Raw genomic sequence first — 19,167 nt, 5'->3', positions numbered from 1 at the left:
TATTGGACAAGGGAATGATGTATGCTTTTATTAAGCAATTCCCCTTGCCCACATTCCCTCAACCGCCGCAACCGTTATGGCGCGGCGGGTTTTAAATCGCTGACTTCCAGCTTACATTGGCATGCTGGCTCATCCATTCACTGTTTTCCTCTGCCCACAGAAGAAGCAGGCGGGTGATTACTCGGGGATTACCAAATTCCCGTGTGACAGGGAATCCGGGCCGATTGAAAAGTTCTGCGGCTTTCGTTGCTCCTATCTCAAGTAATTCCATGAATTGTTGTCTGGTTAGAAGTGGAGGTAAGTTATTGCTACTTTGGCCTTCTAAAGCAGTAGAGATAGCTTTGTTAATGATTTTTTCAAGTTCATTGGTTTCAATAAGAACAATGGCCACTTAGACAACCTCCTTAGTTGCGGAATGCTCTAACTTTGCTATTTCAGCAAAGTTATCAATAAAAAAATTTTCAATTTTTCCATCGAGTTTATTTGCTAAAATCGGCAAGTGGTTGGCTTTAAAGGAGTAAGTACCTTCCTCATATTTCATATATGTTGAAGCATTTTTAAAACCTAGTGACTCCGCCATTTCTTGAAGTGATAAGTTTAATTCTAGACGGCGTTTTTTTATAAATAATAGATTTAGATGTCCCATCTTGCACCTCCGTTCTTTGCTGATTTAGCAAAGCCTTGCATTAAATATACATTGCTAAAATAGCAATGTCAATAATATTTTGTTGTTTTAGCAAAAATGTTTTTTCTATTTTAGAAAAGTGTTAATATCATATTGCTAAAATAGAAATAAAGGGCGGTGGCTGGGATGTCGATTTCAGGAGATCGCATTAGACAATTGAGAGAAGAAAGAAATTTAAGCCAAATCGAACTTGCTAATCGAATCGGCATTAACAACAGTGTTCTTTCAAGAATAGAATCCGGTAGACGTCCTGTAGCAGACAGTGAAATAAACTCCTTTGCAGATTTCTTTGATGTTTCGGGCGATTACATCCTTGGAAGAACAAACAATAAAGGATCTTCTCTGAAGAACGGTGATTTAGAAAAAAAAGAACAAGCCAAGTTTGAGGATTTCATTAACAACCCTGAACATGGTATCTTTTTTAGAGATTATTTAAGCGCCCCCGAAGAACGACGCGAAGAAATGCGGGAAATATTTAAGATACTCCAGGATAAAGAGAAAGGCCGTAAGCCTGGAGATGTCCAAGGAGAAAAATGACCAAAAGAAATTTTAGCCAGAAATGGCTTTTCTTTTTAATATAAATCAGAACATATGATCGCACACAAGGAGAATAACATGATTAAAAACTACCAAACTCCCCCACTTGAAAAAAAGATTTCTGAATTATATCAGAGCCATAACATCATCGAACCATCACATTTATCTATTGAATTGTTAGCAAAAAAATTCAATGTTTGGATTCATTATCATAATAAGAAGAGCAAAGGAATCGAGGTTTTTAATGGAGTGTACAGTATGTTTCTTGACAATCGCCTTTCGGAAGAATCACAACGTCTTGAGTTTTTTCATGAACTCTGTCACTTACTCCGACATGCTGGAAACCAATTATTGATGCCAGAACAATTTACAAAAGCACAAGAGATTGAAGCAGATCGTTTTATTTTTTACGCTGCTATTCCTTTCTTTATGATCGAAAAAATAAGCCTTCCTTCAAATAGAGCCGAAGCAATTGGATATTTATCTCGTGAATTTAAAGTTCCACTAAATTTTGCGAAGAAGAGATTTGAACAAATTGAGGATCGAATAAGGCAGGGGCTATATTTGTCCACATTCAAATATATTTCTGCATCTGAAGAAACTATCTGTGAATCAACTGAAGGTTCTAATAACTCAACTTATGGATTTGGATCAGAAACTCGCATCCAAGCATATTACAATTGGGATGGAGATTGTTCCCGTCCAGAAATACTCATCATCGAACATCCTGAGGGATTCGACTGGGACAAACCACTAGACGTTGAGGTTGATAGAAATTATGAAAGCTGCGACTTACCTTCACACACCTCCCGAGAATTTGCAACTGTGCTCACTGGAGATCTCTCCATTCCTAGCCGCAGAGGATATGTAACCATTAACCTGTCTAGGGTAGCTTGGCGCCACGGAACAGCAGTTTCGCGTTTGTATCTACCTATGGAAGCTATAGAAGATGCTATAAATTTTTAGTAAAGGAGGCGTTTTTGCTTGGCGTACTTAAAGAAAATACCCGCAAAAAATAAACAAGGATACAAATGGCTGTGTGTCATGGAAGGACCAACAGACCCGTCTACTGGTGAGCGACGACAAGTTTCTCGCCGTGCAGACAGTAAAGGAGAAGCATCAAAGCGCGCTCAAGACGCTGTAGAGGCGTTGAAGTTTGGACTAGACGCAAAGAAAGCAAAATCAGCCAAATTCATGACAATAGCTCTTGACTGGCTAGAGACATATGCTTTAGGTGAGGTTAAAGAAAGCACCGTTAGAATTCGAGAGAGTCAGATAGCTATTCTGAATAAGTACATGGCTAATTTGGTAGTCGAAAAGGTGACTCATGCCTATTACCAGAAAGTGATTAAGAAAATATTCAATGAAAATTATACAAGAAGCACTATAGAAGGTGTACATAGTACTGCTAATCAGATTATGAAGTATGCGATCAAAAATAAACTTAGATTGGACAATCCTTGCACGGGAGTTGTAATACCGTCCAAAGTTCAAACGGTGGAGGATATAGAGAAAAATAAATTAGAAGATAAATATTTAGAAATACATGAACTGGAAGAATTTTTAAAGGCTGCTCGTGAACATGGAAAGGAACGAGATAAGGAGTTTTTCTATCTGATGGCTTTTAGCGGTCTACGTCCAGGGGAGGCAAGTGTATTGAAGTGGAGTGATCTTAACAAAGATACAAATGAAATTAGAGTCACAAAAACGTTATACAATCCTCATAACAATATGCTAGATTACCGATTAACCCCTCCCAAAACAAAAGGATCAGTTCGGACTATAGATTTAGACCCATCCATTATTGACATGTTATTAAAATTTAAAGTAAAGCAAAATGAAATTCACAGAGAATATAAAAAGCATTATTCAGATTTTCATAATGGAGATTTTATTTTTTGTCGTTCTAACGGATATCCTTATACTCAAAAAGCATTCTTAGATAGAATGAAAACATTACTAAGAATGACTAGCATCACCAAGCCAGCTACACCTCATATATTTCGACACACACACATTAGCATGTTGACTGAAGCCGGAGTAGATTTGCCTACCATTATGAAAAGAGTCGGTCATGAAAGTCCAAAGACGACATTAAAGATATATACTCATATCACCAGTAAAATGAAGCAGAGTGCTGGAGAAAAGGTAAAGATAAAGTTCGGGAATGTTCTGGACTTTTAATTTTTTGCAAGAAATGTTATTTATCCGTTATTCATCACATGATTTCACTTATAAAATAGTTAGAAATACCAGTATCTTAAAGAATTTATTAATCCTCAGTGTATAATTGTACCTATTATACAACGATAGAATGGCTCAGTACAACCGATTCATAAGCTTCGGATTCGAATTTCACTCTCCTTACACAATCTACGATTAAGGTAGGTATTGCCACATAGCAGGTTTGAAAACCACCTTAAAATCGAATTTTTTGAAACTGAATATCTCTGATGCGTTTTAAGCTGACCTTAAAAATTCGCTGCCTTTATTTAGCAACCTTTTCCTCTTTTTTATAGTCTGAGAATTAATGAATGTGTAAAGGAGCATTGAAGATATGAACAAGACCGCTTTATTACTACTTACCCTTACTTTGCTTTTCATAGGACTGGTCAGCTGTGGAAATACGGGAAACAAAATATAACAAACAGACCAGATAGAGCTGGATGCAAATAATATAGTTTCTATTAACTTAATTGAAAGAAAACAGCCAATGGCCACTATTTCGGATACATCCTCCTTTGAACGTTTCGTTCAAGCCATAACTACTGCTGAATATGATAGAGGACAACTGGATATTGCTCCCAGCGATTACAGAACCACTCTGAACATGAAGGATGGCATAAGTTATGAATTGTCTTTTGGGATCGTCGGAAGTAACAATGGGTTACTCATTAAATCAGGACAAATGGGCCACTATCGCCTGTCAGATACCAGCAAAAAGGATCTATTGGACTTGTTTCAATCAACTTTTAATGAAGATAAGAATTCATCAGAAGACACTGCTAACCCACAGCCCCCAAGCGTTCAAGTTACTGTTGGCGGTGAGCAGTTCGAGGCTATTCAAGGCTCTTATTGCTGGACCGACAATGGCAAAGGCGTATGTGTGGATATAGCTTCTAACGTTGAGCTGGTTTCCATACAGAAGGTACATCCCAAAGCCATCAGCGGTGATCAGGTAGAACTCGAATTCTCATATGCACCCAAGGAGATGGAGGTTATGGCTTCATTTCCTGGTGAGGAACGACCGGACGAAGCCCTTTCCGTGGACAAAAACAGTTTTCAACTCGCAGCAGGTAGCGGCAGACACCTATATATCATCCATGCAAGATGGCCTCAGGGAAGCGCCAGTTATGTATTTGAAGTTCAATGCTCGGTCAGTAAAAAGTAATCGGATTGTTTTTGCTTAACACGTGGATGGGATGGTCGGATGATGGTCGGATGATGGTCGGATGATGGCAGGATGGTAGGATGGTAGGATTATGTCCATCCTCTCTACGATCAGGAAAAAAGTTTATACTATCGACGTGAAAGGAGCTGAGCTTATGCAATTTCTTGTTATACTCGCGGTTCTCGTTCCTGCGGTGTGGTATTACGCGGCTCTTGGTAAACGGATATCTGCCGAAGAAAAGAAGGCTGGAAGAGATCTCACCAATGAGATCAATCCTTTTACGGGTGAAAAATAACATTTAACCCCCTGCAAGCAATGCAGGGGGCATATTAAAGCCCACTGGCTTAGGCTAGTGGGCTTTTTCGTATGAGTGTGTCTTTTTTGTATGCCTCTTTGTGTGACTTTTGCGCTTGGCTCGGCATTCTGAGGTATTTATACTTCTCTTTTAGCTACTTTTACGATTTGCGCGGCATTCTACGGTATTTATACTTCTCTTTTAGCTACTTTTACGATTTGCGCGGCATTCTACGGTATTTATACCTCTCTTTTCACGTCTTTTGCGTTTTGCGCGGCATTCTACGGTATTTATACTTCTCTTTTGGCTACTTTTACGATTTGCGCGGCATTCTACGGTATTTATACCTCTCTTTTGGCTACTTGTGCGATTTGCGCGGCATTCTACGGGATTTATACCTCTCTTTTGGCTACTTGTGCGATTTGCGCGGCATTCTACGGTATTTATACCTCTCTTTTGGCTACTTGTGCGATTTCCGCGGCATTCTACGGGATTTATACCTTTCTTTTGTGTACTTGTGCGTTTTGTGCGGCATTCTACGGTATTTATACTTCTCTTTTAGCTACTTCTACGCTTTCCGCGGCATTCTACGGTATTTATACTTCTCTTTTGGCTACTTTTACGATTTGCGCGGCATTCTAAGGCATTTTTGCCTCTCTTTGCACGACTGCCGTGCTTTTCGAGAGACCTGAAGCTAATCTAGCTTTTTTAGTAATCGACCCCAACTCTATTATCTTTGCGAAACTCTAGTTTCTTCATTCCACTTTGTCTGCCATTGCTCCAGCTTTGCTTTTCGCACAGCTTCCAAACGTTTGGTCTTTTCCTCATCAACCCCGATAATAAAATGCAGATGTGCCGCAATGACCATAAACGCAAAAAGTGACCAGACGACTCCAAAACCAAACACCCAACTCGGTCCATTCGCAAGCGAAAGCTTCGGCAGTGCATACAAAAGCATGGCCAACGCCAGCAAGAGATAGACACCGTGTTTGAACTTGTTTCTTTTTCTCATTAATAACAGCTCCTTCGTAGACAGGATATTCGATTGAATCTATATCTCTACTCTATGAACATGAGGCCCGTAATATGAGACAAGTCCATTAAAAATATAACCTTTTCAAAATTATGTATAAAAGGTTAGCATTTATATAGCAAGAGACGCTTATATATGAGATGATGATTTCATTTAGGGGAGGCGTTTTTGAATTGAATGCAGCTTATAATCATACCGAATACATAATTCGCAAAAAGGTATTTTCGATCATGGGTGCGAAACTTCATATTTTTGACAGCTCTGAGCAGCTTGTGCTCTATTCACAAATGAAAGCGTTCAAGCTTAAAGAAGACATTGCACTTTATACGGATGAATCTATGCAGAAGGAGCTTCTGCGCATAAAAGCCCGTAGCGTCGTCGATTTTAGCGCTACTTATGATGTACACGATACAGAGTCCGGTGAGCATATTGGTGCTTTTCGCCGTAAGGGTCTCAAATCTATTTTGAAGGATGAATGGATTATTCTTGACCGTCATGATCAGGAAATCGGAAAAATCAAGGAAGACAGCACCGCGATGGCTTTACTGCGCCGCTTCATCGCTATTATTCCGCAGAAATATAATATCGAGATGGATGATACTACGATCCCTGCCTTCAAGCAAAATTTCAATCCATTTGTCACCAAAATTATGGCTGACTTCTCGGAGGATCGAAAAGGCAAGCTTGATCGCCGCTTAGGTTTGGCAGCTGGTATTCTTCTCTGCGCAGTCGAAGGTAAACAAGATTAGTTGAGGTTGAGGTTGAGGTCGAGCTTGAGCTTAGGCTAACCATATAGTCACAGCCACAAGAAAGAGGGTGCTTCCAGAGCCATCGGCTTCGGGAACACCCTCTTTTGATTTTCATTGCTGAAATTTATTCACCGTACAATTGGGACAAACTCTCGGTGATAATTTTATTTACATCCTCGATTACAACGCTCAGACGGCGTTCCGCATCGAACAGACGACGAATGCCAAGATTCAAATTAAGCACCTCGAACAGCTTCTCCATCTTTTCCATTTCTTCTTGTGGAGGCATTTCTCCGCTCATCATCCGTTGTTGCAGCTCCATCTGACCTTGGCGGAAATTGTCCAGCATCGCTTTCGCTTCAGGATCCGTTTCTACGACCTTCATGGCATTTCTGATGTCCGATACCTCGCTGCTCTCTTTAATGGCTTTCGCCAGTTCATGTGCTTTGTCGTGAATGCTCATTATGATTCCTCCTAAAAGTTTTGTTAGCGTACACTCCTCAGTTCGTCTTCGTACAAAACTCACTTCGGAAGCTTACGCTTAGGTTTTGTAACAGCTGCTTCCTGAATCTACTCTGCTCTAAAAACTCACTTCGGAAACTTACGCTTAAGTTTTGTTAGCAGCTGCTTCCTGAATCCACGCTGCTTTAGTTTCCAATATTCGCTCATTCCATACTTGTTTCGCTTCTTGGGCCGAGCTTATGAAATGACTGGGCAAGGTTTTTAGCGATTAGGTCAATCACCAAGGGTCATCTGTCTCCATATGATGAATGATATGTAACCCTTAGCTACCAAATTGCCGGCATCATGCTGCCTACCGGAAGGAGATCCACGATGTCCCAATTCAAGATCCCGGTCCATACGGTCAACTCGGGCATCCTGCAGGAAAACGCTATAATGCTTGGCGAAAAATCCATGAAAAGACTCAAAATCCCGTCTCACGGAACACTCCAGCTGGCATTCGGCTCTTTCCGGCAGGAGGTTACCATTATCTCGGCTCCCAAATCCGACATCCTGCGTGTAAGCGAAGGACTGGCGCGGCGGACCGGATGGAAACACCGACAAACCCTCAACGTTTCTTACAGCTCTGTAAGCCGCACCTTGCGGCTTGGACCGTTGATCGGCGTGCTCGTCAGTCGTGACCATCCAGATAATCTCGACAGGTTGTTTGGACCCATTACCATGTTCTGCCGGGAATTGACAAATGCCTGCCACACACAAGGCGCCTATGTATATTTCTTTACCCCGGAAGCGCTGGAAACACGCAGTTCTTCCATTCAGGGCTGGGTATACAACGAGGGTTGGAGAAAAATGAGTCTGCCCATTGCCGATGTAATCAACAATCGGTTAACGACGCGAAAGGTGGAGAATAAACCTAGCGTACAGCATTTTTTGGCGGATGTAAAATCGCGATATGGAACGCATTTCTTCAACGAAAAATTTCTTGACAAGACAGAGGTATTTGAAGCTTTAGCGCAAGACCCTTCCCTGCAGCGGTATTTACCTGAATCGCATGCGTTGAACGGCTTTGCCGTAATGAAGAAGATGTGCAGCCATTACCCAAGTGTATTTTTGAAACCTGTACGAGGCAGTCTCGGCAAAGGCATACTTCGTATCTCTAAAGAAGAAGGCGGAGGTTACCGTCTATTGTCTACTACCTCCATAGGTACACGCAAGCAAAGCTACACCACTCTCGCTAAATTGTACCAGTCCATCGCTCCCAAAATGAAGACCACTCGATACCAGATTCAGCAGGGATTGCCTTTGATGGAGCTAGGAAGGCGACCTGTAGATTTCCGGGCACTTGTTCAGAAGAATGGCAGCGGAAAATGGGGAGTTACCTCCATTGTCGCCCGCACCGCCGGAAGCAATCACTTCGTGTCTAATTTAGCTAGAGGTGGCAGTCTCAGCACAGTGAAAGAAGCGGTTAGCAAGAGCAGTCTTCCTCCGGGCGCAAAAGAAAACGTTCAGCTTCAGCTGCCCAGAGCAGCACTTGCCATTGCAAGAGGGGTCGAAACCTTTATCCCCGCTCATTTCGGAGAGCTCGGAATCGATCTGGCACTGGATCAATCAGGACGAATATGGCTCTTAGAGGTTAACTCCAAGCCCTCCAAGAACGATAATACACCGTTAAACGATCAAAAAATAAGACCGTCCGTCAAGCAAATGATTTTATATTGCCGCTACTTGGCCGGTTTATAAGGAGGACACGATGACTGAAAAAGAAGTGGGGTTCCTCGGCATTATGACAGGCCGCCGCAACGGGAATCCACCGATCGCCGAGCCAGAGTTTTGCAGTCATTTATGCCGGGCAGCTCCTCTATACAGCCTAAAAGTCCTCGTATTTCATCCAGACGGAGTAGCGGCAGACGGTTCCTCCATTACCGGCTATACCTGGAAAGATGGAAGCTGGCAGAATACCACTTCTTCACCGCCAGATATTGTCTATAATCGCTGTTTTCACGAAGGTCCGAAAGAAAGAAAAGAAGCTTCCGCTGCACTTTCTTCTCTTCATCGTTCTCTACCTTGGTCTCGAGGTTTGCCAGATAAATGGGGTGTACATGAGATATTGAAGCGCGACCGGAGAGCAGCGGCAATACTGCCGGAAACTGTACTCTATACCGGTACCCGCAGGTTAAGTACAATGCTTGCTGAAAGAGAATATGGAGTTTTTCTAAAGCCCAAGGCCGGCACCCATGGCAAACGTACATTACATGCCATACTGCAGAACAGAGGCATGAGAGTACGAGGGCGTGACGGAACAAATACACCCTTTCAATATGTTTTCGACTCACAGGCTGAAGGACTGAACTGGATTCATGAATTTATCGGCTCACGCCGCTATATTATACAGCCTTTCCTGCACCTAACTAATAGTAAGGGGCAACCGTTCGATGTGCGTGTATTGATGCAAAAGAATGGCCTTGGCCGCTGGACTCTTACCGGCATGGCCGTACGGCTGGGTAACCAAGGTTCGCTGACTTCGAACCTGCATGGCGGCGGAACAGCTGTTTCTCCCCTGCCTTTTCTGCTTGCAGAATATGGTCAGGGTGGAAAAGACATCTTGCGTGAGCTTGCTGCAGAAGCTGCATACTTGCCTCCCCTACTGGAGGCTGCATGCGGCAGGCTTGGAGAACTCGGCCTTGATTTCGGTATTGATTCGAGCGGTCGGATTCATTTACTAGAAGCAAATTCCAAGCCAGGGCGCACGGTATTCCGGCTGACGGGCGACCGCCGGGCTGCTAAGCTCGCCGCCGAGAATCCACTGTCTTATGCGCGCCATCTACTGCTCACACAACGACGGATACCATCCCTATCTACGGACAGCTCCGTTACAAACGGGAGAATGATAACAATGGTTCCTAAGGAGGATTCATAAATGAGTCTCACTTTTTGCAATGTGCATTTCACTAAGCAGCCCCAAAGAGTTGTATATGTATCAGGTGCACTGATGAAAAGCTTGAAGTTAACCGGGAAAAAAAATATACGCTTAAGGCTCGGTAAAGATGCCACCCCGACCATGATCAAGCCCATCAAGCGCGCCGGAAATCACCTATATCTCGCCTCAGGCGTAAAAAGCGCTATCAAGGTTCCGAAATCGGGCGGTGTCTATTTACGCAATCTACAGAATGACGAGGTGCAGCTAGGACCTTTAGTTGGCATATTGTCCGATGGTCCTGCTTCCTCGTCTCAGCCTTTCGGTTCTCGCACAGGGTTCATCAAGCAATTACTGCGGGAAGGCAGCAACAAATGTTATATATTTGCCTTTATGCCGCGTGACATCAACTGGCAACAGGAACAGGTCTATGGATATTTTTTGACTTCAAGCGGTAAGTTTGAACGAAAAATGGTCCCTCTACCTGATGTTGTCTATAATCGATTGCCCAGTCGGAGAGCTGAGACCTCACCCTATATCAACCAACTTCGCGAACGATTTATGCGGAAAAGAATTCCATACTTTAACTGGAGCTTTTTCAATAAATCCGATATCTATAAGCTTTTAGAAAATGATGGGGCGGCAAATCGTTATGTTCCTGAAACCCACAGCAATCCGTCCACGGAAAAAATGAGAGAAATGCTGGATCACCATCATTTTGTATACTATAAACCTTCTGCGGGAAGTCTGGGGCACGGCATTTATCGGCTTACCTATCTCCCGAAAAAGGGGTATTTTGCCCGCTACCGCCGCGGTGGAAAAAACGTTCTTTTACGCTTTACCACCTTTGAAGCCCTTATGCGTATGCTTCGTTCGCGTCACGGTCAAAATCTGCAAAATTATATAGTTCAGCAGGGAATACGTCTCATTGAAATAGATGGCTGCCCGATTGATTTCCGGTTCCATATGCATAAAAACGGCAGTAATCAGTGGATTGTAGTCGGCATAGGCGCTAAAAAAGCCGGCCGTGGCAGTGTCACCACTCACCTTAAAAATGGAGGAGCATTGCTTACACCTCAGCAAGCACTCGGACGTGTATTCGGCGCAAGAGCTGACGAAGTACTGCAGCGTGCAAAGACTACAGCCATCAAGCTGGCAGAATCACTAGAAGTCCAGCATCGTCATTTGCTCGGTGAAATTGGCTTTGATCTCGGAATTGATCAGGATGAAGACATCTGGATGTTCGAGGCCAACGCCAAACCAGGTCGTTCCATCTTCCGTCACCCTTCCCTGCGCGCTGAGGGCAAAGCTTCCATCGAGCACATTCTGGAGCATTGTCTATACCTCAGCAAATTCCGCAGGAGGGATGAGATGTGAGCACCCATAATCCGGAAGATACAAAACCTGTTATTGCCATACTGACAACCAGCGATAAAGTACGGCAATTTAATGGCAACCGCAGCAACTTCCGGGACATTATTCGCACAGGCAAAGAAATGGGATTTCTTGTCTACGTCGTCACTGTCCGTGACCTCAAGCTTGAGGAACGGATGGTGAACGGATATGTCCCATCGTCCAGCGGTAAAATCTGGTACAGCATTCCTGTACCTCTTCCACAAATCATTTATAACCGAATTCCCACCCGTGAGGATGAGGAAAAACCTGCTGTGGTACGTAAAATAGCTCAATGCCTGGAACATCCAGGCATTAAGCTATATAATCCATATTTTTTCAATAAATGGAGTCTATTCGAATGGTTAAGGGGTTCGCACTCCACCTCAAAGCATGTTCCAAAAACGAGACGATTACGCAGTGCAAACACCCTTACTGCCATGCTGAATCAGCATACCAGCCTCTACCTTAAACCAGAGAACGGCAAAGCAGGAAAAGGAATTATGCGCCTGAAATATCGTGCAGATACCGCTTTGCCTTACCGGCTTCAAATTCAAAGCGGCAAAAAAAATGTGACGTACAAAGCAGCTTCCATGGACCGGCTCTGGGCAAGAATCGGAAAAGAAAAAGGAATCTCTCGTTATATTGTGCAGCAGGCTATTGAACTGGCGACTCATCGGGGAAGACCGTTTGATCTGCGGGTGCTGCTGCAAAAAAACAGCAGAGGCGGCTGGGGAGTGACCGGCATAGGCGCACGCCTCGCCGGTGCCCGAAGTATAACGACACATGTACCACGCGGCGGTAGTATTGAAGAGCCTGCCAGCATGCTGGAAAGTACATTTGGAACCGAAAGAGCAGCCATGATCTTGAAGAGCGTGCCTACAACCGCCCTTCTTATCGCTAGACAAATCGAAAGAGCTTCTGACTCTATGCTCGGAGAGATGTCGATGGATCTGGGTGTAGATGAGAACGGGGGACTCTGGTTCTTTGAGGCCAACTCCCGGCCGATGAAATTTGATGAACCCGCGATCCGCAAGCTGTCCCTAGAGCGAATCTTTCACTACGGCCAGCACTTAGCGCGCCAGTTTAAATAGAAATCATTAAAAGGATGTGACACAGCATGCAGATATCCTCCATCTATGACACAAATGCCAAACAGTGGAAATCACGGCTGGCTGGACTGCTTGAGTTTATAAGAGCGCATGGGGAGAAGCGAATCACAAACCAAGCTTGCAAAGTACTGGCCCGTTTAACACCGGATCAGTTGTCAGAGCCGGGTATCTCGCTGCTTGTTGCCACCGTACGCGGTCAGAATGGGCGCCAGCTCGCAGGAGTCAGCTTCGTATCCGGTTTCGGTGCAGAAGCCTGTCTTGTCGCTGTGCACCCCTTCTACCGGAATAGACACACCGGCACTGCCTTAATGGCTGCCCAGCTGAAACGCCTCGGGCATCTGCAATGCAGTGTTGCCTGTGACAATACAGCTAGCCTAAAGATGTGCTTCAATATCGGCCTTGCTGCCGACACACTTACCACTGGTCCTACCGGCAAGCCAACATTACTGCTCCGGTCACCCCATCATACCGGCAGCACTACTAATTCTCCACAAGAAGGTGAACTCCTGTGCCAGAGCCCGTCTTAGGCATTCTTACTTTATATATTAACGAAGCCAAGCAGCTTGAAGAAAAGGCCGTGTACCGGAGAATGATCGTCGAGGGCAAACGAATTGGCTTGGATGTCTTTGTTTTCACCCCCATGGATGTTCATCCCAGTAAAGAGCAGATCCATGCCCTTGTCTTTGATCCCAAGAGCGGAAAATGGTCACGCAAATGGCGTTCTTTTCCGAACATGATTTATGACCGTTGCCGTATTCAGCGCAGCTCACGCTTTCAGCAACTGCTTCGTTTCCGAGAACGCTACAATCATCTGTTATTTCTGAATCGTCCACTGCGCAACAAATGGACCATTCACCAAACATTCTCACAAAAAAGCCGTTTCCGGCAACATATGCCAGAAACTTTACTCTATCAGTCCTCTGCCGACCTGCGCCGGATGCTGAAAACCAATTCAGTAGTCTATATCAAGCCGGCAAACGGCACAGGTGGACGTGGCATCCTCAGAATTGAGAGAATGAAGAATGGGCGTGGGGTATATGATATTCAAGGCCGTCGCCAGGATCGCCGAATCATTCCCACACGTAAAGTCTCTTCTACTCGGCTGGATTCCATCGTACGGCAATGGTGCATCGGCGGACGTTTCCTTATCCAACAAGGGATTCCATTACGTCTGCCGGGCGGACGTTTCCATGATTACCGGATGCTCGTTCAAAAGAATGGGCAAGGTGTCTGGGAACTCACAGGTATGGCAGCACGGGTCGGTGCAGCGCGGAGTGTAACCTCCAATCTTCATGGCGGTGGTCATGCCGTTCGAGCGGAAACACTGCTGAAGGAATGGCTGGGTAGTCAGGATAAAACCGATAAGGTCATGAAGACTGCCGAGAGGTTAGGCCTTGATGCCGCAGCCTTCCTGGAAGAAAGTTACGGAGCCTTATGTGAGCTTGCATTGGACCTCGCCATTGATCGCGAAGGGAAAATTTACGTGCTGGAGGTTAATCCAAAGCCCGCCCGTGAAGTGTTCGCAAGATCAGGTGACGGAACCACATACCGCAAAGCCCTTATTCGCCCTCTGGAATACGCGCTGTGGCTCTACAATAACAAAGGAACCCCCAGCACAGCTAAAACGACTGAGGAATAAAAATTATCTTAATAGTCATCAAAAAAAGACGCCCCTAGCTCGTATTAATACGAAGCCGAAGGGGCGTCTTTTCGATTTATTTGGCCAATGATCCCTGCAGGGAACCTGCATCGAAGTCCGGCTGTGCTTCGATATCGGTGTCACCTGCGGCTTTGGCTTTTTCAAGTGCCGCATTATAGCGAGTATTCAAGTCCTGAAGCTCTTTATCTAAATCTCCACCACCAAAAATGTATCTATTGAAGACATCAACCTTCTTTAGTCCTTCCAGACGTCCCTCACTAATGACCATCGGAGTCGCTGGATAAATCCCGTCTAACTTTGTAGGCAGAAAATCTTCAATCCCTGCAATGTCTGGTGCCTTGGCAACAGTAGCAACCGATGGAATAACCGAAACCCCGTACCCTGCTTCCTGATAAGCAATCTGCACATCATCACTGTACATCCATTCAATAAACTTCCAAGCTTCTTCCTTATGCTTAGAATCCTTGCTCATAGCCAAATAACTTCCTGCAATAACTTGGCTGACACCCTTCTGCTCCCCGTCAATGGTTGGAGGAATCGCAGCTGCCCAGCGAATTTCAGTTGGGAATTGGGTTTTGTAGACCGTCGGCTCAACGGAATGGTTGAAATACATACCGATCTTGCCTTGAGCAAATTGCGCACGCAGCGGGTCGATATCAAGCGATTCCGATCCTGGCATCATGCTTCCATCCACCTTAATCTGCCGCAGCGCCTCAGCAACCTCTTTATATACGCTAAAATCAAATTGCCCGGTCTGGAAGTCGAAGCCCTCTGTGCCCTTAGTCTTGCTAAGTGTTGTTATTGGATAAGCGATACGCTCAAATCCGCTGGTACTTTTGAAATTACCCGCGAAGCCGTAAGCGCCTATATCTTTTCCCGCTTCTGTAATTTTCTTGGCATCCTCGACCATCTCTGCGAGTGTGGTAGGCGGCTCTGTAATGCCAGCCTTCTCGAACAAATCTACGTTATAGATGAGGCGCCAGAACTGACCGATATTGGGAAGGCTATATATTTTGCCGTCAACGGTATTTTTCTCGTTGATAAGTACGTTCTCGAACCGGCTCTTCATCTCTGGTGAAATGTAGCTATCAAAAGATTCCAGATACCCTCTTTTGACCCACGTTGGCACGTTATAAGTATCCACCCGGAGAATATCAGGCGCCTGCATGCTGGAGAAGGCAATATCCACCGACTGGGTATAGTTCTCTGCCATAACCTTCATTTCAATCTCAATATTGGGATTAAGACCTTCATACTCGCTGATTTTTTGTTCAATAAAATCAGAATCGTGACGATCAATGGTCCAGTAGACCAATTTTGTTTTTTCGGAGTTTGTATCGCTGCTGCTTACCTCCGTATTAGATTCGGATGATGAACAGGCGGCCAACGAGCCAGCCAGCATCAGCGAAACTCCAGCTAATATCCATTTGTTTCTTTTCATCTAAAATGCCTCCCTTTTCTTTTGAAATCGCATTCATTTCTTAAGAAAATTATAATTCCACTGCCCTTTTATCAGTGAAGGAGAAAACAACTGTCAATGGGAGACGAAATCACTGTTTCCCTCCACTTTGGGTAAGGTATATTTTGCACGAAAGTCAGTCGGCGTCATTCCGGTATATTTTTTGAACTGCTCTGTAAAATAGGGTCGATCCTCATAGCCCAAAGAGATGGCAATATCCTGAACCTGTATGCCTTCCAGCACCAGCTCCTTGGCTTTGTCCATTCGTCTCCCGATAATATATTGGGCGAGTGTCATCCCTGTCTCCTTTTTAAAAAGATTGGAGAAGTAGCTAGGACTAAGATGCACCTCCCGTGCACAGTCGGCGACGGATAGATTTCGCTGCAGATTTCCATTGATATGAGTGATGGCCCGATCCACAAGCATACGCGCGTCACTGCATTGGCGTTGTTGCAAATACGTACAGCCCAAACGGCAAAATTCCCGAATCTGGCGGCTAAGATCTTCAAATGAAACTGCACTGCTCATGTCTGCAAGTTTGTTTTCCAGAGTTTTAACTTCCGAATCTGTTGCTTTTTCCGAAAAAATCCGATGGATAGAATGAGCCAGTTCAAGACAGAGTGTCTTAACGATGGACGGGTTAGGCGTTGCCGGTGCAGTAATCCAATCATGCCAAATGTTATCCAGCTGCTCCTCTGCTTTGGACAAATTTGCCGAACGCAGACAATAAAGCAATTCTTTCTCCTTGTCATATGAGTATCTGGGTAGCGCGGCATTCACGACTGCATCTTCAACATAGGTGTACACGCTGTTCCCACCATTTAGAAAGGTGTTCGCAAGTGCAGACAGTGCCTGCGCATAGGAAGCAGAAAGCTGCCCTACCTCTTCTACCTCTCCACCCAGTCCAATGGACACCGTCTGGTACGTATACCGATGTACATTTTCCCGGCATTTCTCTGCAAGTTGCTCCATATTCGGCTCCGCCAGAGGGTTCATCACAATAACGAATTGATTCACATTTTCCCGGAACACAATGCCCCGAGTGTATTCAGATATTGTATTTTCCAAAATATTCTGTACGGCAAAGCGGATTAACTCCACCTCGGAAACCGTAAGTTCTGATGTACGTTCCACAAAAAAATCCACTTCCGCTACCATCACGCAAAAGTTATGGTTATTCATCTCGATATTGTAAAAATCCCACTGCTGGCTCAAATGCTGCTGTCTAGTTCCGTAACGGATGAGCAGACGCATATATTCCTGACGCAAATAGGGTAAGCTCTCGCGCAGCTTTTGTTCCATGCCCATCATCTGCTCAGCTTGACTGCGTTCCCGTTCCAACACTTCCTTGGCCTTCAACACGGATTCAAGCACTTGAACCTTGGTGTACGGTTTTACAATCAGATCAAAGGCACCCAGCTTAACAGCTTCCTGGGCATAAGTGAAATCAGAATAACCCGTCAAAAAAATCAGTTTGATGCCTGGCTGCTCCGCTTGAAGGCTCCGCATCATCTCTAAACCATCCTTAAAAGGCATTCGGATATCCGTCAATACGATGTCAGGACGATGCTTGCGGATCTGCTCCAGACCTTCTTCCCCGTCTGCCGCGGTGGCCGCGATCACAATCCCATGTTCCTCCCAAGGAATCCGCTGCGACAATCCGCGGACCACTGCAGGAATATCATCAACAATACATATTTTAATTGAATGGGCGCTCAGGATTTATTCCCCCTTCCACAGGAATGGATAGAACAGCTTCGGTTTCAACACGCGGACTGCTTCGAAAGACCAATCCGGCTTCTTTGCCGTAGTACAGCTGCAGTCGGCTACATATATTAGACAGAGCGTACCCTCCACTGCCGTTCGGCTCCTTCAGCCAGGCATTGAGTTTCTCCGCATTCATGCCGGTTCCGTTATCGGTAACCCGGATGAGCAGTGTGTTTTTGGCTACTTCTACAGAGATCCGGATCACTCCCCCTCCCCTTAATTCCTTAAGACCGTGCAAGATAGAGTTCTCTACCAAGGGCTGAATAATAATTTTCAACACAGGAAGCTCCAGCAGTTCCACTCCGGCATCAATTGTATAGTCAAACAACCCTTCATAACATTGCTGCTGAAGGTTTAGATACTGGCGGACATGTTCCAGTTCCTTACCTAAGGTCGTAATTTCCTGCCCGTTGTTCAGTCCCAGCTGAAACAGCGCAGACAGCGAAATGACCATCTGTTTCACGTCCTCATATTCATCCATCTCACATTTCCAGAAAATCGTGTTTAATGTGTTATATAAAAAATGAGGCTCGATCTGCGCCTGAAGCGCCTTGATCTCCGCTTTTCTCTTTTCTTTTTCTGTATCCTTGACTTCAACAATCAACTCGCCGATCCGGTCTAACATCTGGTTAAATTTGCGTCCTGCCTCCCCAATCTCATCCTGGAAAGGACTCTGGAAGCGAGCACTGAGATCCTCCTGCTCTACACGAGACATCGTCCGTTGCAGTTTCAGCAGCGGTCCCAGTAGCAAAGCGGACAGATACCTTGCAAGAAAAAGCGCGATGACGATACATGCCGCCATGATCATCAACACCAGCCATTGAATACTCCGAACAGGTTGCAGCAGTTCCTTTTTGGACAGGTAGCTGACCAACACCCAGTCTTTTGCATACCCTGAACTGGCATAACTGAGCAGCATTGTCCCGTCACCAGCGGAATATTCAAAATTACCCCGGTCCGCCTCCCTCAGTTTGTCTAAAAACACAGAGTCCCGAGACCATTCCGGGCGTTCCCCGTCTCCGAAGACGCTTGTTCCCTCTTTATTGATCAGTAAAAAACGCGCGGAGCCAAGGCTCCCGCCTCCACTTACAGTATCTTCAAGAATGTCCTCTTTTACATTAACGATCAAAAATAGATCAGGGACATAATTGTCTGTAAGCGGCTGCAAGACTAGGGAAATAACATGATGTTTCCCGGCAAATAGCTCGTCCCGATGGCTCTCCACCCAATTGGATTCAGGTTTCTCCTTAACCCGTTGGTACAGCGAAGATTCTAGAAATGGGGTCAAGGTTCTGCGCTGATTGCTGGTAGAGTAGAAATCCCCGTCTGGCGTACTGATCAAGATAGATTCAATAGAGTTTTCCGTCAACTCTACCTGCGTGAAGGGCGCTTGCAGCATAGAAAAATTGGCAAAAAAACGTTCCATATTATGAGCTTTAATATCCCGGATGGTCTGCTGATAAGCTTCGCTCAACATCATCGTGGAGGAAGCCACAATGATTTGCTTTAACTTCTGGTCTAGGACATTGATTGACTGATTCAGCACATTTTGATTTAACTCGACAGAGTTACGCTCCATCGCCCGAGAAGCAATGGAGTAAGCCAATAAACCGGTGACTGAAATACAGAATACCGTCAGTGCGGTAAAAGACAGCCATATTCTTTTCTTCAAAGAGGTACGATAAACCCAGGCCTTCAGCATGTATTCACA

General features: G+C 44.9%; 20 protein-coding genes. 13 read left to right on the top strand and 7 right to left on the bottom strand.

Annotated elements, in window-relative coordinates; all coding sequences use genetic code 11:
- Positions 1 to 91 precede the first annotated feature (91 nt).
- Positions 92 to 391, bottom strand: a complete 300-nt coding sequence (locus NSS82_RS10785) for a hypothetical protein (protein WP_081384393.1) — start codon at positions 389 to 391, stop codon at positions 92 to 94.
- A complete protein-coding gene (locus tag NSS82_RS10780) occupies positions 392 to 646 on the bottom strand; it encodes a helix-turn-helix domain-containing protein (RefSeq protein ID WP_076316753.1) in 255 nt (84 codons plus the stop codon).
- Positions 647 to 811: 165 nt separating this feature from the next.
- On the opposite strand from NSS82_RS10780, the gene NSS82_RS10775 reads away from it, so the two are divergent.
- The 6 genes from NSS82_RS10775 to NSS82_RS10750 all read left to right on the top strand — a co-directional run bounded on the left by NSS82_RS10775 (position 812) and on the right by NSS82_RS10750 (position 5,550).
- The gene (locus NSS82_RS10775) at positions 812 to 1,222 is read left to right on the top strand and encodes a helix-turn-helix domain-containing protein (protein ID WP_076316752.1); all 411 of its coding nucleotides are present in this window, start codon (positions 812 to 814) and stop codon (positions 1,220 to 1,222) included.
- Positions 1,223 to 1,300: 78 nt separating this feature from the next.
- Entirely contained in the window at positions 1,301 to 2,188 is an 888-nt protein-coding gene (locus NSS82_RS10770; RefSeq protein ID WP_076316751.1) for an ImmA/IrrE family metallo-endopeptidase, read from the top strand.
- Between the two features lie 18 nt (positions 2,189 to 2,206).
- Positions 2,207 to 3,406, top strand: coding sequence for a tyrosine-type recombinase/integrase (locus tag NSS82_RS10765; RefSeq protein ID WP_256717366.1), 1,200 nt, complete (start codon positions 2,207 to 2,209; stop codon positions 3,404 to 3,406).
- Positions 3,407 to 3,935: 529 nt separating this feature from the next.
- Positions 3,936 to 4,613 (top strand): hypothetical protein, encoded by a 678-nt coding sequence (locus NSS82_RS10760; protein ID WP_076272460.1) that lies wholly within the window; start codon positions 3,936 to 3,938, stop codon positions 4,611 to 4,613.
- Positions 4,614 to 4,767: 154 nt separating this feature from the next.
- Positions 4,768 to 4,908 carry a hypothetical protein gene (locus NSS82_RS10755; protein ID WP_178944199.1) on the top strand — a complete coding sequence of 47 codons (141 nt, stop codon included), beginning with the start codon at positions 4,768 to 4,770 and terminating at the stop codon, positions 4,906 to 4,908.
- 303 nt (positions 4,909 to 5,211) lie between these two features.
- Positions 5,212 to 5,550, top strand: coding sequence for a hypothetical protein (locus NSS82_RS10750; RefSeq protein ID WP_178944200.1), 339 nt, complete (start codon positions 5,212 to 5,214; stop codon positions 5,548 to 5,550).
- Between the two features lie 88 nt (positions 5,551 to 5,638).
- Here the strand turns inward: NSS82_RS10750 and NSS82_RS10745 are convergent, their stop codons facing one another.
- A complete protein-coding gene (locus tag NSS82_RS10745; RefSeq protein ID WP_036683968.1) occupies positions 5,639 to 5,920 on the bottom strand; it encodes a hypothetical protein in 282 nt (93 codons plus the stop codon).
- Between the two features lie 194 nt (positions 5,921 to 6,114).
- On the opposite strand from NSS82_RS10745, the gene NSS82_RS10740 reads away from it, so the two are divergent.
- A complete protein-coding gene (locus NSS82_RS10740) occupies positions 6,115 to 6,690 on the top strand; it encodes a hypothetical protein (protein WP_036683971.1) in 576 nt (191 codons plus the stop codon).
- A 124-nt stretch (positions 6,691 to 6,814) separates the two neighbouring features.
- Here the strand turns inward: NSS82_RS10740 and NSS82_RS10735 are convergent, their stop codons facing one another.
- On the bottom strand, positions 6,815 to 7,153 hold the full coding sequence (locus tag NSS82_RS10735) for a YlbF family regulator (RefSeq protein ID WP_036683973.1): 339 nt from the start codon (positions 7,151 to 7,153) through the stop codon (positions 6,815 to 6,817).
- A gap of 371 nt (positions 7,154 to 7,524) precedes the next feature.
- Between NSS82_RS10735 and NSS82_RS10730 the strand changes: the two genes are divergently transcribed.
- Genes NSS82_RS10730 through NSS82_RS10705 form a run of 6 tightly spaced genes read left to right on the top strand, consistent with a single transcriptional unit; the run spans position 7,525 to position 14,209 of the window.
- Positions 7,525 to 8,892: a YheC/YheD family endospore coat-associated protein gene (locus NSS82_RS10730; RefSeq protein WP_036683975.1), complete on the top strand. Its 1,368-nt coding sequence runs from the start codon at positions 7,525 to 7,527 to the stop codon at positions 8,890 to 8,892.
- 10 nt (positions 8,893 to 8,902) lie between these two features.
- Positions 8,903 to 10,069: a YheC/YheD family endospore coat-associated protein gene (locus NSS82_RS10725; RefSeq protein WP_076272461.1), complete on the top strand. Its 1,167-nt coding sequence runs from the start codon at positions 8,903 to 8,905 to the stop codon at positions 10,067 to 10,069.
- Entirely contained in the window at positions 10,070 to 11,443 is a 1,374-nt protein-coding gene (locus NSS82_RS10720; RefSeq protein WP_036683976.1) for a YheC/YheD family endospore coat-associated protein, read from the top strand.
- Complete coding sequence (locus NSS82_RS10715; protein ID WP_036683979.1) at positions 11,440 to 12,552, top strand: YheC/YheD family endospore coat-associated protein; 1,113 nt, start codon at positions 11,440 to 11,442, stop codon at positions 12,550 to 12,552. The genes NSS82_RS10720 and NSS82_RS10715 overlap by 4 nt, the downstream gene beginning before the upstream one ends.
- A gap of 26 nt (positions 12,553 to 12,578) precedes the next feature.
- Positions 12,579 to 13,097: a GNAT family N-acetyltransferase gene (locus tag NSS82_RS10710; RefSeq protein ID WP_036683981.1), complete on the top strand. Its 519-nt coding sequence runs from the start codon at positions 12,579 to 12,581 to the stop codon at positions 13,095 to 13,097.
- The gene (locus tag NSS82_RS10705) at positions 13,079 to 14,209 is read left to right on the top strand and encodes a YheC/YheD family endospore coat-associated protein (protein ID WP_036683982.1); all 1,131 of its coding nucleotides are present in this window, start codon (positions 13,079 to 13,081) and stop codon (positions 14,207 to 14,209) included. The genes NSS82_RS10710 and NSS82_RS10705 overlap by 19 nt, the downstream gene beginning before the upstream one ends.
- Before the next feature lie 76 nt (positions 14,210 to 14,285).
- On the opposite strand, the gene NSS82_RS10700 is transcribed toward NSS82_RS10705, so the two are convergent.
- The 3 genes from NSS82_RS10700 to NSS82_RS10690 form a co-directional block, all read right to left on the bottom strand.
- Entirely contained in the window at positions 14,286 to 15,671 is a 1,386-nt protein-coding gene (locus NSS82_RS10700; RefSeq protein WP_076272462.1) for an ABC transporter substrate-binding protein, read from the bottom strand.
- A 93-nt stretch (positions 15,672 to 15,764) separates the two neighbouring features.
- Positions 15,765 to 17,381: a response regulator gene (locus NSS82_RS10695; protein WP_256718470.1), complete on the bottom strand. Its 1,617-nt coding sequence runs from the start codon at positions 17,379 to 17,381 to the stop codon at positions 15,765 to 15,767.
- A 7-nt stretch (positions 17,382 to 17,388) separates the two neighbouring features.
- Positions 17,389 to 19,158, bottom strand: a complete 1,770-nt coding sequence (locus tag NSS82_RS10690) for a cache domain-containing sensor histidine kinase (protein WP_036683988.1) — start codon at positions 19,156 to 19,158, stop codon at positions 17,389 to 17,391.
- Positions 19,159 to 19,167 lie beyond the last annotated feature (9 nt).

Origin of the sequence: Paenibacillus sp. FSL H7-0735 (assembly GCF_038008505.1) — a bacterium.
GTDB classification, from domain to species: domain Bacteria; phylum Bacillota; class Bacilli; order Paenibacillales; family Paenibacillaceae; genus Paenibacillus_AQ; species Paenibacillus_AQ odorifer.
This window is presented reverse-complemented; position numbering and strand designations above follow the sequence as displayed.